The organism is Streptomyces yamdrokensis (assembly GCF_053890455.1).
The window spans coordinates 5,666,197-5,681,352 of sequence record NZ_CM132679.1; the positions used below are offsets into that span (position 1 = coordinate 5,666,197).

The following is a 15,156-nucleotide window of genomic DNA, read 5'->3' on the forward strand; positions in this document are numbered from 1 at the left end:
ACCACGCGTATGGAGCAGTACGAGCCCGACCGCCTCTCCCCGGCCCGGGTGGCCGCCGTGCGGCGCGGCTTCCGAGGCGGCGGGGCGGCCCTGTCGCGCAGGTCCCTGCTGCGCGCCTCCGCGGGCGGTGCGCTCGCGGCCGGCGGAATAGGGGCGCTGAGTGCCTGCGGCATCCCTCCGGCGGGCAACACCCGGGGCGGCGTACCGGCCGAGGACCACTCGAAGAAGGAGAAACGTGTCGCCTTCTCCAACTGGACCGAGTACATGGACGTCGACGACGGCGGGCGCCGGCACCCCACGCTGGACGCGTTCACCGAACGGACCGGCATCGAGGTCGCGTACACCGAGGACATCAACGACAACACCGAGTTCTTCGGCAAGATCAAGCCGCAGCTCGCCGCCGGCCAGGACACGGGCCGCGACATCATCGTCCTCACCGACTGGCTGGCCGCCCGCCTGATACGCCTGGGCTGGGTGCAGAAACTGGACCCGTCCAACCTGCCGCACGCCTACGCCAACCTGTCGCCGCAGTTCCGCAGCCCCGACTGGGACCCGGGCCGCGCCTACTCCTACCCCTGGCAGGGCATCGCCGCCGTCATCGCCTACAACAAGAAGGCGCTCGACGGCGTCGAGGTGAAGACCCTCTCCGACCTGCTGGACAACCCGAGGCTCAAGGGGCGCGTCGGCCTCCTCACCGAGATGCGCGACACCATGGGGCTGACCCTGCTCGACATGGACAAGGACCCGGGGAAGTTCACCGCCGACGACTACGACGCGGGGATCGCCCGGCTCCAGAAGGCCGTCGACAAGGGGCAGGTCCGCCGCTTCACCGGCAACGACTACACCTCCGACCTCAACAAGGGCGACTTCGCGGCCTGCGTGGCCTGGGCCGGGGACGTCGTCCAGCTGAAGGCGGACAACCCGGACATCGACTTCCTGGTCCCGGACAGCGGCTACATGACGTCCAGCGACAACCTGATGATCCCGAACAGGGCCCGGCACAAGACCAACGCCGAGCGGCTCATCGACTACTACTTCGAGCCGCGGCCGGCCGCCGAACTCGCCGCCTACATCAACTTCGTCTGTCCGGTCGAAGGCGTGCGGGACGAGCTCGCGAAGATCGACGAGGACGCGGCGAACAACCCGCTGATCCTCCCCGACCAGGCCATGCAGGCCAAGTCCCGTGCCTTCCGCTCCCTGAGCACCGAGGAAGAGACGGCATTCGAAACGAAGTTCGCGAAGCTCACGGGGGCGTGACGAGATGAAGACGACCAACGACACGGCCGCCCACGGCGGGGACGTCCGCCTCACCGGCCTGAGCAAGACCTACGGCGCGTTCACCGCCGTCCACCCCCTCGACCTGACCGTGCCCGAGGGCTCCTTCTTCGCCCTGCTCGGCGCGTCCGGCTGCGGCAAGACCACCACCCTCAGAATGATCGCCGGCCTGGAGGAACCCACCGCCGGTGCCGTCCACCTCGGCGACCAGGACGTCACCGCGCTCCCGCCGTACAAGCGGCCGGTGAACACCGTCTTCCAGTCCTACGCCCTCTTCCCGCACCTCGACATCTTCGAGAACGTCGCCTTCGGTCTGCGCCGGCGCGGCATCAAGAGCGTGAAGAAGCAGGTCGGGGAGATGCTGGAGCTCGTCCAGCTCGGCGAGCAGGCCCGCAGGAAGCCGCACCAGCTCTCCGGCGGCCAGCAGCAGCGCGTCGCCGTGGCCCGCGCCCTGATCAACCATCCGAAGGTGCTGCTGCTCGACGAGCCGCTCGGCGCCCTCGACCTGAAACTGCGCCGCAGGATGCAGCTGGAGCTCAAACGCATCCAGACCGAGGTCGGCATCACCTTCGTGCATGTCACGCACGACCAGGAGGAGGCCATGACCATGGCCGACACGGTCGCCGTGATGAACGCCGGCCGCGTCGAGCAGCTCGGCACGCCCACCGAGCTGTACGAGAACCCGCGCACCACGTTCGTCGCCGACTTCCTCGGCACGTCCAACTTCATCGAGGCCGACGTCGACACCAGGTCGGGCGACGACATCGTGCTGAAGGCGGGCGACGGCAAGCTCGTCCTCCCCGCGGCACGCAACAGCGGCCCCACGGCGGCCGGCGGCAAGGTGCTGCTCGGGGTGCGCCCTGAGAAGATCTCCCTCGTCCACGCCGACGACGCCGGACGCATACCCGGGGGCCGCAACCGGATCACCGGCCGGATCTCCGACTCCAGCTACCTCGGCGTCTCCACCCAGTTCGTCGTCGACAGCCCGGTCTGCACCGCGTTCGAGGTCTACGTCCAGAACATCGACCGCGACGACCGGCTGGTGCCCGGCGCCGAGGTCGTCCTGCACTGGAACCCGGCGCACACCTTCGGTCTCGACGCCGCCCAGTCCCTGCTCGCGGGGACAGCGGGCTCCGCCGGTGCTCGGACCGTCGAGGAGGAGGCCGCCTGATGGCCACCGTCGCCCAGTCACCGCCGCCCCGGTCATCGCCGCCCCTGGTGCCGGCCCCGCAGGCGAGACCGCCGCGCAAGCGGGGCCGCCGGACGCCGTACCTGCTTCTGCTGCCCGGTCTGCTGTGGCTGTTCGTCTTCTTCGCGCTGCCGGTGGTCTACCAGGCCTCCACCTCCGTCCAGACGGGCTCCCTGGAGGAGGGCTACGAGGTCACCTGGCACTTCGCCACCTACTGGGACGCGCTGTCCGAGTACTGGCCGCAGTTCGTCCGCTCGGTGCTCTACGCGGCCTCCGCGACCGTGCTGTGCCTGGTGCTCGGCTACCCGCTGGCGTATCTGATCGCCTTTCGGGCGGGACGCTGGCGGAACCTGATCATGGTCCTGGTGATCGCGCCGTTCTTCGCGAGCTTCCTGATCCGTACCCTCGCCTGGAAGACGATCCTCGCCGACAGCGGCCCCGTGGTCGAGATCCTGAACACGCTGCACGTCCTGGACGTCACCTCCTGGCTCGGCTGGACCGCCGGCGACCGGGTGCTGGCCACACCGCTCGCCGTCGTCTGCGGTCTGACGTACAACTTCCTGCCGTTCATGGTCCTGCCGCTCTACACCTCCCTCGAGCGCATCGACCCCCGGCTGCACGAGGCGGCGAACGACCTGTACGCCAAGCCCTCGACCACCTTCCGCAGGGTCACGCTCCCGCTGTCGATGCCCGGCGTCGTCTCCGGCACGCTGCTGACCTTCATCCCGGCCACCGGCGACTACATCAACGCGGACCTGCTCGGCTCCACCGACACCCGCATGATCGGCAACGTGATCCAGACGCAGTTCCTGCGCATCCTGGACTACCCGACGGCCGCGGCGCTCTCCTTCATCCTGATGGCCGCGATCCTCTTCGCCGTCACGTTCTACATCCGCAAGTCCGGCACGGAGGATCTGGTGTAAATGGCCTTCGTCAACTGGCTCAGGCGCCGTCTCGTCGTCATCGCGGGACTGCTGACGCTCGCGTATCTGCTGCTGCCGGTCGTGGTGGTGGCCGTGTTCTCCCTCAACAAGCCCAAGGGTCGCTTCAACTACGAGTGGCAGGAGTTCTCCACCGACGCCTGGAAGGACCCGTGCGGGGTCTCCGGCCTGTGCGGCTCGCTGTCGCTCAGCCTCCGGATCGCCCTGTGGGCGACCCTCGGCGCCACCGTGCTCGGCGCCATGATCGCCTTCGCGCTCGTCCGCTACCGCTTCCGTGCCCGTTCCACCGTGAACTCGCTGGTCTTCCTGCCGATGGCGATGCCCGAGGTGGTCATGGCGGCGTCGCTGCTGACCCTGTTCCTCAACATGGGTGTCCAGCTCGGCTTCTGGACGATCCTCATCGCCCACGTCATGTTCTGCCTCAGCTTCGTCGTGGTCGCCGTCAAGGCGCGCGTGATGTCGATGGACCCGCGCCTCGAGCAGGCCGCCCAGGACCTGTACGCCGGCCCGGTCCAGACGTTCCTGCGGGTCACCCTGCCGATCGCCGCCCCCGGCATCGCGGCGGGCGCGCTCCTCGCCTTCGCCCTGTCCTTCGACGACTTCATCATCACCAACTTCAACTCGGGGTCCACCGTCACCTTCCCGATGTTCGTCTGGGGTTCCGCGCAGCGCGGAACCCCGGTACAGATCAACGTCGTCGGTACGGCCATGTTCGTCCTCGCCGTGCTGCTGGTGCTGGTCTCCATGGCCGTCGGCAACCGCCGCAAGCGGCAGAAGGCGTAGGGGGCCGGGACCATGAGCCGTTGGACGAAATCCCTCGCCGACGCCCGTCCGTCCGCGTACTGGCTGGACGACCCCGGCCGGCCGGAACCCCGGCCCGCCCTCACCGGCGCCGAGAGCTGCGACCTGCTGGTGGTGGGCGGCGGATACAGCGGACTGTGGACGGCGCTGATCGCCAAGGAACGCGACCCGGGGCGGGACGTCGTCCTGGTGGAGGGACGCGAGGTGGGCTGGGCGGCCTCGGGCCGCAACGGCGGATTCTGTGCCGCCTCCCTCACCCACGGTCTGTCCAACGGCCTGACCCGCTGGCCGGACGAGATCCACGAACTGGAGCGGCTGGGCGCCCGCAATCTCGACGCCATCGAGGAGACGGTCGCCCGCCACGCCATCGACTGCGACTTCGAACGCACCGGCGAGCTCGACGTCGCCACCGCGCCCCACCAGGCACGCGAACTGCGCGACCGGTACCGGGAAATCGACCGCCGGGGCCTCGCGGAGGGGGTGGAGTTCCTGGACACGGACGAGGTCCGCGCCCAGGTCGACTCGCCCACCTTCCTGGCCGGCCTCTGGGACCGCAGGGGCGTGGCCATGCTCCACCCGGCGAAACTCGCCTGGGGGCTCAAGCGGGCCTGCCTCGGCCTCGGCGTCCGCGTGTACGAGCACACCCCCGCCCTCACCCTGCGCTCCCACGGCGCCGGACTGGCCGTGCGCACCCCCTACGGGCAGATCCGCGCCCGCACCGCCGCCCTCGGCACCAACGTCTTCCCCAGCCTGGTCAAACGGGCCCGCGCCTACACCGTTCCGGTCTACGACTACGCCCTGATGACCGAGCCGCTCACCGCCGCCCGGCTGGCGTCCGTCGGCTGGCGCAACCGGCAGGGACTCGGCGACAGCGCCAACCGGTTCCACTACTTCCGGCTGACCGCCGACCACCGCATCCTGTGGGGCGGTTACGACGCGGTCTACCCGTACGGCGGGCGGGTGCGCGCCGAGTACGACGACCGGCCGGAGACCTACGCGAGGCTCGCCGAGCACTTCTTCACCTGCTTCCCGCAGCTGGAGGGCGTCCGCTTCACCCACGCATGGGGCGGCGCGATCGACACCTGCTCCCGCTTCTCGGCGTTCTACGGCACCGCCCACCGGGGCAGGGCCGCCTACGCGGCCGGCTTCACGGGGCTCGGCGTCGGCGCCACCCGCTTCGGCGCCGAGGTGATGCTGGACCTGCTGTCGGGGGAGCGCACCGAGCGCACGGAACTGGAGATGGTGCGCAGGAAGCCGCTGCCGTTCCCGCCCGAGCCCTTCGCCTGGACCGGCATCGCGCTCACCAAGTGGTCGCTGGCGCACGCCGACACGCACGACGGACACCGGAACCTGTGGCTGCGGACGATGGACAGGATGGGACTGGGCTTCGACAGCTGAGAACGATCCCCGGCAACCGGCAACCGGCAACCGGCAACCGGAATCCGGGTCCCGGCGACCGCGGCCGGTTCTCGGCAGTGGGGACCGAATTCCGCCGGGTGTGATCCGTTTCACTCCAGAGAGGTGCCGGAACCCGCGTAATGCCCGGCGGAAAGCCTCCTCTCCCCCTCGTGACGCTTTCTTCCCGCGTCCACGACAGAGAGGCAGGCGTTTGTGATGACAGGGACGAAGTCGGCGGTCGAGTGGCTCTCCTCCGTCGCGCCCGATCCCGAGACGTGCCGCCGGGAGTGGGAGCGCGACCCGCACGGGGTGGTGCTGCTGCCGGCCGGCAAGGCGTGGGACGTGCTGATCCTGCCGTGCGCGCTCGGCCACCCCACGCTCGACGTGCTCGCCCGCGTCCTCGACCGGCCCGGTCCGGTGCTGGTCGACTTCGGTGACGCGCGGATGGGATTCCTCGTGCCGCCGGGCACCGCGGCCCGCTGGGTCGGCACCGGTGTCCGTACGTCGGGGAACGGCACCTGGATCGTGGTGCCGCATCCGGGCCGCTCGTCGGCCGGCGGGACGCGCTGGCTGTTCCCACCGGACGGGTCGGGCACGCTCACCGATCCGGTCCTGCTCGAACTGGCCATGCACGAGGCTGCGGCGGGGCTCGCCGAGCGGGGGAAGGCGTAGCGGACGACAGGACGGATCGGTGGCGGAGGTCCCGACCACCTGTTCGGCCTGGACCGGCTGAAGGCGCTCCGGCCCTCGCCCGCCCCCCGCTGTTCCCCCCCAGCCGGGAGCGGTCGTGGATCGCCGCAGACCGTTCGGGCCGTGCGGGTTTCTCGCCGTGCTCGTCGACGTGGCTCTCGCCGCGTCCGGTATCTCGTCGGCCGCCCGTGCGGCCGACGCGGACCTCGTCAACGCGGACCTCGTCAACGCGGACCTCGTCAAAAGGGCGAGAGCCCGCGAGGACGCCCGCAGGCAGAACCTGTGGCGCGGCCCGTGCGACGTACGGCGGCCCGGACCCGACAGGCCGAAGGAGAGGTCCAGCGGCCCTTCGACCGCTACTCCGGCCGAGCGGCCGGCTGCCGGTCAGCGGCCCGGACGGCTGCTCCGGCCGACAGCCACAGGCAGATCAGCAGGACCGCCCCCAGACACCAACCGGCCGCCACGTCCAGCGGCCAGTGGTAGCCCCGGCGCACCAGCCCGTAGGAGGCACCGGCGACCAGAGCGGCACAGAGCAGCAGGAACGCGCGGCGGACCGCCGGCGAGCGCAGCAGCGGGAGGAGGAGCAGGACCGCCGCACCGTACGCCACGACGGCGGTGGCGGTGTGGCCGGACGGGTAGTAGCCGACGGCCGGGGGCACGGCCGGGGTGCCGGGTCGGTCGGTCCACTCCTTCAGGGGCACGACGAGCACCGGCACCAGAGACATCGCCACCGCTCCGGCGGCGGGCGGCAGCCACCAGCGGTCCCGGCCCACGACACGCCCCCGCCACGCGACGTACACCAGGGCGGCCGCGAGGAGGGGCACGGCCACCTCGGTGTTGCCGAGGTCGGCGAGCACTTCGGAGGCCGTGTCCGGCTCGACGAGCGCCCTGCTCAGCCGTTCGTCCAGGTCCACCAGGGGGCCGTCGGTGACGACCTGCCAGGTGATCAGGGCGAAGAGGAGAACGGGAGGTCCGAACAGCAGCATGGTGCACAGCGTCGCATGTGCGGGCTCACGGCCGTTCGCAGCGGGAGTGCGGTGCGGGGCATGCCGAAGGGCCAGTGCAAGGGGGGGTGAGCACTGGCCCTTCGGGGAACGGCCTGCCGCGCGTGACGCGTGGACAGCCGTCCGGACCGGAACACCGCGCGCCCCGGGGGGTTTGGGGCGAGCGGCCGTCCGATCGTGAGGAGACCCGGAACCTGGGGGCTCCGGTTGTGTGCGCGAGGGCACGACCAGGTCGAAGCTGGGGAAGGCCTCGGCCCGTACCGCTCACAGTCACCTGTGGGCGGGTGTCTCTCTTGTCCCGGTAGAACCTACGGCAGGGGGTGGACCCGCGACAGGGCCAACCGGATCCTGTCATCCACCCCGCACACGTTCTTCACACGCTCCGCCACTCACGCCCCGGTGGTGGATGCCGGAGCGGCTCACCCGCTTCGTCGGCGGCTCAGATGTGCACGAATGCCTGTTCAGACGCGTGCGAACGCCTGCTCGAGGATGTCCAGGCCCTCGTGCAGCAGGTCCTCGCCGATGACCAGCGGCGGCAGGAAGCGCAGCACGTTGCCGTAGGTGCCACAGGTCAGGACCAGCAGACCCTCCTGCTGGCAGGCCTTGGCCAGCGCGGCCGTCGTCTCCGCGTTCGGCTCCTTGGTCGTGCGGTCCTTGACGAGCTCGATGGCCATCATGGCGCCGCGGCCGCGGATGTCGCCGATGACGTCGAACTTCTCGGCCATCGCGGTCAGCCGGGTCCTCATGACCGCCTCGATCGCCTTGGCCTTCCCGTTGAGGTCCAGCTCCTTCATCGTCTCGATGGCGCCGAGCGCGCCCGCGCAGGCCACCGGGTTGCCGCCGTAGGTGCCGCCGAGACCGCCGGAGTGGGCCGCGTCCATGATCTCGGCGCGTCCGGTCACGGCGGAGAGCGGGAGCCCGCCGGCGATTCCCTTGGCGGTGGTGATCAGGTCCGGGACGATGCCCTCGTCCTCGCAGGCGAACCACTGGCCGGTGCGGCAGAATCCGGACTGGATCTCGTCGGCGACGAACACGATGCCGTTGTCCGAGGCGAACTTGCCGATCGCGGGCAGGAAGCCCTTCGCCGGCTCGATGAAGCCGCCCTCGCCGAGCACCGGTTCGATGACGATCGCGGCCACGTTCCCGGCGCCGACCTGCTTGGAGATCTGGTCGATGGCCTGGGCGGCGGCCTCGGGGCCGGCGTTGTCGGCGCCGGTCGGCCAGCGGTAGCCGTAGGCGACGGGGACGCGGTACACCTCGGGCGCGAACGGGCCGAAGCCGTGCTTGTAGGGCATGTTCTTCGCGGTGAGTGCCATGGTGAGGTTGGTGCGGCCGTGGTAGCCGTGGTCGAACACCACGACCGCCTGCCGCTTGGTGTGGGCCCGCGCGATCTTGACGGCGTTCTCGACGGCCTCGGCGCCGCTGTTGAAGAGGGCCGACTTCTTGGCGTGGTCGCCCGGGGTCAGTTCGGCGAGCGCCTCGGCCACGGCCACGTACCCCTCGTACGGCGTGACCATGAAACAGGTGTGCGTGAAGTCGGCGAGCTGGGCGGTGGCACGGCGTACGACGGCCTCGGCGGAGGCGCCGACCGAGGTCACCGCGATGCCCGAGCCGAAGTCGATCAGCCGGTTGCCGTCGACGTCCTCGATGATCCCGCCGTCCGCACGCGCGGCGAACACGGGCAGCACGGAGCCCACGCCCTGTGCGACCGCGGCGGTACGGCGGGCCTGCAGTTCCCGCGACTTCGGGCCCGGGATGGCGGTGACGACGCGGCGCTCCTGCGGAAGTGCGGTCATGAGGGGCTCCTGGGGGGTGAAACGGACACGTGTCTTCCTTTCTCGCAGGCTAGGGCGGGGAAGAGAGGCTGGGCATGCTCCATGTGGGCGTTGTCCGGGGGGCCGGGTTGTCCGGTGTGGACATAGCGGGGGGACGGAGGGTGGAGAGAGGGCGACGGAGGGCGGGAGAGAGGGAGGCGGAGGGGGCGGTGGAGGTGACGGCGGCCCGGGACCCGGCGGGCATGCGCCGCGCGGAGCCGGACGGGAACCGCGCGGGATCCGGGGCACGCTCGGCACCGTACGAAGCGCCCTCGTGGCCCGGACCGGCCGGGTGAACGGTGAACTCGCCCTGCGGGGGCGTTAGATTGGCTCGCTGATGGTGAACGGCGCGGCAGCTCAGGGGGCAAGGGCGATGGACAGCGACGGGACGCAGGACACGCGGGGTACGCACGCGAACCCGGTGCCGCGCCCTGCCGGGCCACCGGAGGTGCCCTCGGCGCCCCCGAGGCCGGTCAGGGCACCGGACATGCCGCCCCTGCCGGACGGGTCGGCGTTCCTGACCTGGCTGCGCACCCCCCGCCCCGAGGCGCTGCCCGGCGTATGGCGGTTCGGACACCGGCCCCGGCCGATGGAGGAACCGGTACAGATCGCGACCCGGGAACTGCTCAGCGGAGCACTCATCGCCCTGCTCGTGGGGTGGTTGATCTGGTCACTGCTGGCGAACGGCTACCTGGGCGGCTGGTGGCTTCTTCCCCTGGAGCTGTTCACTCCGGATTCGTGGCGCACCAGCGACGACCAGATCGTCAACCTCATCGTCTGGGACGGCTACACCCTGCTCGTCGTGTTCGCGATCATGATCGGGGTGGGGAGGCTGGGCCGCTGGGGAGAGGTCTGGCGCCGTTTCGGGGCACCCCGACTGCGACGCCCCGAGCCGAAGGAGCCGCAGTCGACCCCCGAGGACGACCCCGCCACCTGGCCCGCGCTGCGTGCCGCCGGCGCCGCCGACGCGGCGGACCGGCTCGCCGCCGACGCGCGCGCCGGGCTGATGCGGGACGTCGACCACGCCCGGATCAGCCGTGCCTGGCAGGGGGTACGCAGCGGCCGGAACCCCCTCGCCGCCTTCACCGGCGCCGTGCTCGGCCACGGTGCCGCCGCCTGCCCTCACCCCTCCGGCGCCCGCGACCTGCCCGCCCGGCAGGCCCGGCACGACCTGGTCACCGGTCAGGTACGGCTCGGCACCACCGCCGACGACGCCCGCAACCCGTACGCCTACCGGGGCACCGGCCTCGCCCTCGGCCCCGAGCTGCTCGGTACCTCCCTGGTCGCGGTCGGACCGGCCGGCTCCGGCAAGACCAGTGCCGTCGTCCGGCCGATCGCCGAGTCGCTGTGCCTGCACGCGCTCGCCGGACGCGCCGCCGTGGTCGTCGTCGGTGCCGCCGGCGTGGCAGCCGGTCCGGCCGACGCGTACGACGTCGTGGTGCGGATCGGCAACCCCGACTCCGTGTACGACCTCGACCTGTACGGCGGGACCACCGACCCCGACGAGGCCGCCGCGGTCCTCGCCGAGGCGCTGGTCGGCGACCTGGCCGACCCGCACCCCGGCAACGACAGCCGGCGCGCCACCACCGTCCTCGCCCAACTGCTCGGCCCCTTCCACGCGGTGCACGGCCGTTTCCCCTCCGTCCCCGAGCTGCGCGGCCTGCTCGACGGCTCGCCCGGCCCGCTGGCCGAGCTGCGCCGGGGCCTGACGGAGACGGGGCAGCAGTCGCTGCTGCGCGAACTCGACGCGCGGGAAAGGCAGATGGCGCACCCCGGCGACGTCGGCGGGGTGCTCGCCGACCGGGTGGCGCTGCTCGACCGGCCGGCCTTCGCGACGTTCTTCAAAAGCAGGGGCTTCGACACCTCCGGGCAGTCCCGGCCGTTCACCCTCAAGGCGCTGGACCATCCCGTACGGGTCCGCGTCGACCTGCCCGCGCGGGGCCACGCCGACGCCTCGCGGGTACTGGCGCGGCTCGTCCTCGCCCAGTTCACGGCGAGCGTGACGGAGCGCGAGGACCGGTCCCTGTTCGCCTGCCTGGTGCTGGACGACGCGACCGGTGTCATCACCCCCGAGGCCGTACGCGGCATCCAGCGGCTGCGGTCGGCGAACGCCGGAGCCGTGCTCACCCTGCGCACCCTGGACGACGTGGCGCGGCCGCTGCGCGGTCCCCTGCTCGGAACCGTCGGATGCAGGATGGCGCTGGCCGGGCTCACCCCGTGGGACGGGCAGGACTTCGCCGAGGTCTGGGGCAAGGAGTGGACCGAGGCACGGGACGTCACCGACCGGCAGATCATCGCGGAGAGCCCGGCGGGCAAGGCCTGGCACGCCGTGCGGCGGGCCATCACCGGCAAGGCGCCCACCGCGCGGGCGGTCACCGTACGGCAGGTCGAGCGGGAGCGGTGGTCCGCGTCCGAACTCGCGCACGCGATGCCGGCCGGGCACGCGGTGCTGTCCCTGACCGACGTCCGGGGCGAGCACGCGCCGCCGCTGCTGGTCGACCTGCGGGGCTGAGAAGCCCACCGGGAGCGAGCGGGGCACATGTGGTGACGCGGTGTGCATACGTTGAGGCAGAATTGACAAGGGTCGTTCATACGCGACGGCCAAAACGTCAGACCGCTCACCGACCCGGATACCCGACCGACCGTTCCCGTAGCCGATCTGAAGGCGCCATGCCCCTGACGCTCGCTTCGCTCGCCCACCACTCCGCGCTCAAGCTGACCGTGCGCGCGGGCGAGGACGGCCTCGACGTACCGGTCCGCTGGGCGCACGCCAGTGAGCTGGCCGACCCCGTGCCGTACATGGAGGGCGGTGAGCTGCTGCTCATCACCGCGCTCAAGCTGGACGCGCAGGACGCGGAGGCGATGCGCCGCTATGTGAAGCGGCTGGTGGACGCGGGGGTCGTCGGCCTCGGGTTCGCCGTCGGCGTCCACTACGAGGACATCCCCGAGGCACTGGTCGACGCCGCGCGGCAGGAGGGTCTGCCGCTCCTCGAGGTGCCGCGCCGTACTCCCTTCCTCGCGATCAGCAAGGCAGTCTCCGCCGCCGTCGCAGCCGACCAGTACCGCGCGGTGACCGCGGGGTTCGCGGCCCAGCGGGAGCTGACCCGGCAAGGGCTGACCGGCGGCCCCGAGGGCCTGCTGGCCGCGCTCGCCACCCAGATCGACGGATGGGCCGCGCTGTACGACGCCTCGGGCGCCGTCGTCGCCACGGCACCGGACTGGGCGGGCCGGCGCGCCGCACGGCTCATAGCCGACGTACGGCGGCTGCGGGAGCGGTCGGCGCCCGCCTCGTCGGTCGTCGCCGGACCGGAGGACGACGACCGGGTCGAACTGCACTCCCTCGGCACCGGCCGGCGCCCCCGTGCCGCGCTCGCCGTCGGGACGGCCGCCACGCTCGGCACCGCCGAGCGGTACGCCGTCCACTCCGCCATCGCGCTGCTCACCCTGACCACGGAGCGCTCCCGCTCCCTGCACGCCGCCGAGCAGCGGATCGGGGCCGCCGTCCTGCGCATGCTGCTCGCCGGGGAGCCGGACCACGCCCGCGCGGTGGCCGGACACCTGTACGGCGGTCTCCTGGACGCGCCCTTCAGGGTCGTCGTGGCCGAGACGGGCACGGCGCCCGCCGCCCGCGCCCAGGGCGACCCGAACGGCGACGCCCTCGGCGCGCTCGCGGAAGCCGTGGAGTCCGCCGCCGCCCGCTCCGGCGAGGCGGTCCTGGTCGTGCCGGAGGGAGAGCGACTGGTGGTGCTGGCCGCCGACGGCGGCGCGGCCGTGGCTGCGTGCCGCGACCACGCGGCCGCCCTGGAGGCCGCGCGCGGTGCCGGGGGCGCCCACGAGCCCTTCGCGGGCGTCGGCGAGGACGAACTGGTCGTGGGCCTGTCCGCACCGGTCGGTCCCATCGCCGCCTCCGCCGCCTACAAGCAGGCCGGACAGGCGCTGTCGGTGGCCAGGAGGCGGGGGCGGGTGCTGGTGGAGCACGAGCAGATGGCCGCCGGGTCCGTGGTGCCGCTGCTCGCGGACGACGCGGTCCGCGCCTTCGCCGACGGACTGCTGCGGCCCCTGAACGAACACGACGCGACCGGGCGCGGTGACCTCGTCGCCTCCCTGCGCGCCTGGCTCTCCCGGCACGGGCAGTGGGACGCCGCGGCCGCCGACCTAGGTGTGCACCGCCACACCCTCCGCTACCGCATGCGCCGCGTCGAGGAGATCCTCGGCCGCTCCCTGGACGACCCGGACGTCCGCATGGAGCTGTGGCTGGCGCTGAAGGCGACGTCGTCCGACTGACGGCCGCGACGGCGCGACGGACTGCCTTCCTGCCTTCCTGCTTTCCTGCCGACCGCCGACCGCCGACCGCCGGCCGATCTGCCAAAGCGGCGCGCACCGGGAAGCGACTGCTACGACTCGGACAAGCGTCACGTCGCCGGCGCGCCCCTACGGTGGACGCAACAGGCCACGTACACCCCCAACGCGGAAGGGCCGGATCACTCATGCCCCAGAAAGACATGGCGGCCACCCACCCCTTCTGGCTCGCGGGCCGACAGGCCACCGGCGAGGCCGCCTTCGACGTCACCTCTCCGTGGGACGGTCGGGTCGTCGGCACGGTGAGCGAGCCCACCGACGCCCAGGTCGAGGAGGCCGTGGCCGCCGCGTACGCCGTACGGGACGAGTTCGCGGCCACCCCCGCCCATGTCCGCGCGGCCGCTCTCGACCACGTCGGCCGACGGCTCGCCGAGCGCGCCGAGGACATCGCCCGGCTGATCTCCGCCGAGAACGGCAAGCCGGTCAAGTGGGCGCGCGGCGAGGTCGGCCGGGCCGTGTCCGTGTTCCGGTTCGCCGCCGAGGAGGCACGCCGGTTCAACGGCGGCGAGGGCCAGCGGCTCGACACCGACCCCGGCGGCCAGGGACGGCTCGCCCTCACGCGGCGGTTCCCCAAGGGCGTCGTCCTGGGCATCGCGCCGTTCAACTTCCCGCTGAACCTGTGCGCCCACAAGATCGCCCCGGCCATCGCCGCCGGCGTCCCCATCGTCCTCAAGCCCGCTCCGGCGACCCCGCTGTCCGGGCTGCTCATCGGCGAACTGCTCGCCGAGACCGAGCTGCCGGCCGGCTCCTGGAGCATCCTCCCGGTCCCGAACGACCGCATGCCCGCCCTGGTGCAGGACGAGCGGCTGCCGGTGATCTCCTTCACCGGCTCCGAGAAGGTCGGCTACGCGATCATGGACTCGGTGCCGCGCAAGCACTGCACCCTGGAGCTCGGCGGCAACGGCGCGGCCGTCGTCCTCGCCGACTGGGCGAGTGACGAGGACCTGGACCGCGCCGCGCAGCGCATCGCCACCTTCTCCAACTACCAGGGCGGCCAGTCCTGCATCTCCGTGCAGCGGGTCATCGCGGACGCCTCCGTGTACGACAGGCTGCTGCCGCGCATCGTCGCCGCCGTGGAGACCCAGGTCACCGGCGACCCGGCCGACGACGCGACCGACGTCGGCCCGCTGGTCAGCCGGGACGCCGCCGAGCGGGTCGAGGCATGGGTCCAGGAGGCCGTCGAGGCCGGCGCCGCCGTCCTCACCGGGGGCAAGCGCGACGGCGCCTCCTACGCGCCGACCGTGCTCGCCGACGTACCGGCCGGGGTGACGATCGCCCGCGAGGAGGTCTTCGGTCCCGTCCTGACGGTGACGAAGGTGGACGGCGAGGAAGCGGCCTTCACCGCAGTCAACGACTCCAAGTACGGCCTCCAGGCAGGGGTGTTCACCCACGACCTCCAGGCCGCCTTCCGGGCCCACCGAGCCCTGGAGGTCGGCGGGGTCGTCATCGGCGACGTGCCCTCCTACCGCGCCGACCAGATGCCGTACGGCGGTGCCAAGCAGTCCGGTGTGGGCCGCGAGGGCGTGAGGTTCGCGATGGACGACTACACCTACGAGCGGGTGATGGTCCTGACCGGCCTCGCCCTCTGAGGCGGACGGCGGGTTCCTGACGCCGCCGGAAGGGGCCCGGCACCGATGCCTTCCGGTGCCGGGCCCCTTCCTTTCGGCGCCGGCGGCCACCTCTTC

General features: G+C 72.1%; 11 protein-coding genes. 9 read left to right on the forward strand and 2 right to left on the reverse strand.

The annotated features are described in order from the left end of the window. The first annotated feature begins 9 nt into the window (after nt 1–9). The 6 genes from ACWZEH_RS25300 to ACWZEH_RS25325 all read left to right on the forward strand — a co-directional run bounded on the left by ACWZEH_RS25300 (nt 10) and on the right by ACWZEH_RS25325 (nt 6,276). Nucleotides 10–1,257 (forward strand): polyamine ABC transporter substrate-binding protein, encoded by a 1,248-nt coding sequence (locus ACWZEH_RS25300; protein WP_456193392.1) that lies wholly within the window; start codon nt 10–12, stop codon nt 1,255–1,257. 4 nt (nt 1,258–1,261) lie between these two features. Then, nucleotides 1,262–2,446, forward strand: coding sequence for an ABC transporter ATP-binding protein (locus tag ACWZEH_RS25305; protein WP_456193393.1), 1,185 nt, complete (start codon nt 1,262–1,264; stop codon nt 2,444–2,446). Further along, complete coding sequence (locus tag ACWZEH_RS25310) at nt 2,446–3,387, forward strand: ABC transporter permease (RefSeq protein WP_456193394.1); 942 nt, start codon at nt 2,446–2,448, stop codon at nt 3,385–3,387. Before ACWZEH_RS25305 ends, ACWZEH_RS25310 begins: the two co-directional genes overlap by 1 nt. Further along, nucleotides 3,388–4,188, forward strand: coding sequence for an ABC transporter permease (locus tag ACWZEH_RS25315; RefSeq protein ID WP_456193395.1), 801 nt, complete (start codon nt 3,388–3,390; stop codon nt 4,186–4,188). Between the two features lie 12 nt (nt 4,189–4,200). Continuing rightward, nucleotides 4,201–5,604 (forward strand): NAD(P)/FAD-dependent oxidoreductase, encoded by a 1,404-nt coding sequence (locus ACWZEH_RS25320; protein ID WP_456193396.1) that lies wholly within the window; start codon nt 4,201–4,203, stop codon nt 5,602–5,604. Between the two features lie 216 nt (nt 5,605–5,820). After that, nucleotides 5,821–6,276 carry a hypothetical protein gene (locus ACWZEH_RS25325; RefSeq protein ID WP_456193397.1) on the forward strand — a complete coding sequence of 152 codons (456 nt, stop codon included), beginning with the start codon at nt 5,821–5,823 and terminating at the stop codon, nt 6,274–6,276. Between the two features lie 374 nt (nt 6,277–6,650). On the opposite strand, the gene ACWZEH_RS25330 is transcribed toward ACWZEH_RS25325, so the two are convergent. Further along, entirely contained in the window at nt 6,651–7,280 is a 630-nt protein-coding gene (locus ACWZEH_RS25330) for a phosphatase PAP2 family protein (protein ID WP_456193398.1), read from the reverse strand. Nucleotides 7,281–7,759: 479 nt separating this feature from the next. Next, nucleotides 7,760–9,094, reverse strand: a complete 1,335-nt coding sequence (gene gabT, locus ACWZEH_RS25335; protein WP_456193399.1) for a 4-aminobutyrate--2-oxoglutarate transaminase — start codon at nt 9,092–9,094, stop codon at nt 7,760–7,762. A gap of 391 nt (nt 9,095–9,485) precedes the next feature. Between gabT and ACWZEH_RS25340 the strand changes: the two genes are divergently transcribed. The 3 genes from ACWZEH_RS25340 (at nt 9,486) to ACWZEH_RS25350 (ending at nt 15,060) form a co-directional block, all read left to right on the forward strand. Beyond that, nucleotides 9,486–11,624 carry an ATP-binding protein gene (locus ACWZEH_RS25340; protein WP_456193400.1) on the forward strand — a complete coding sequence of 713 codons (2,139 nt, stop codon included), beginning with the start codon at nt 9,486–9,488 and terminating at the stop codon, nt 11,622–11,624. 158 nt (nt 11,625–11,782) lie between these two features. Beyond that, complete coding sequence (locus ACWZEH_RS25345; protein WP_456193401.1) at nt 11,783–13,396, forward strand: PucR family transcriptional regulator; 1,614 nt, start codon at nt 11,783–11,785, stop codon at nt 13,394–13,396. A 218-nt stretch (nt 13,397–13,614) separates the two neighbouring features. Beyond that, nucleotides 13,615–15,060, forward strand: coding sequence for an aldehyde dehydrogenase family protein (locus ACWZEH_RS25350; protein WP_456199819.1), 1,446 nt, complete (start codon nt 13,615–13,617; stop codon nt 15,058–15,060). Nucleotides 15,061–15,156: the final 96 nt, after the last annotated feature.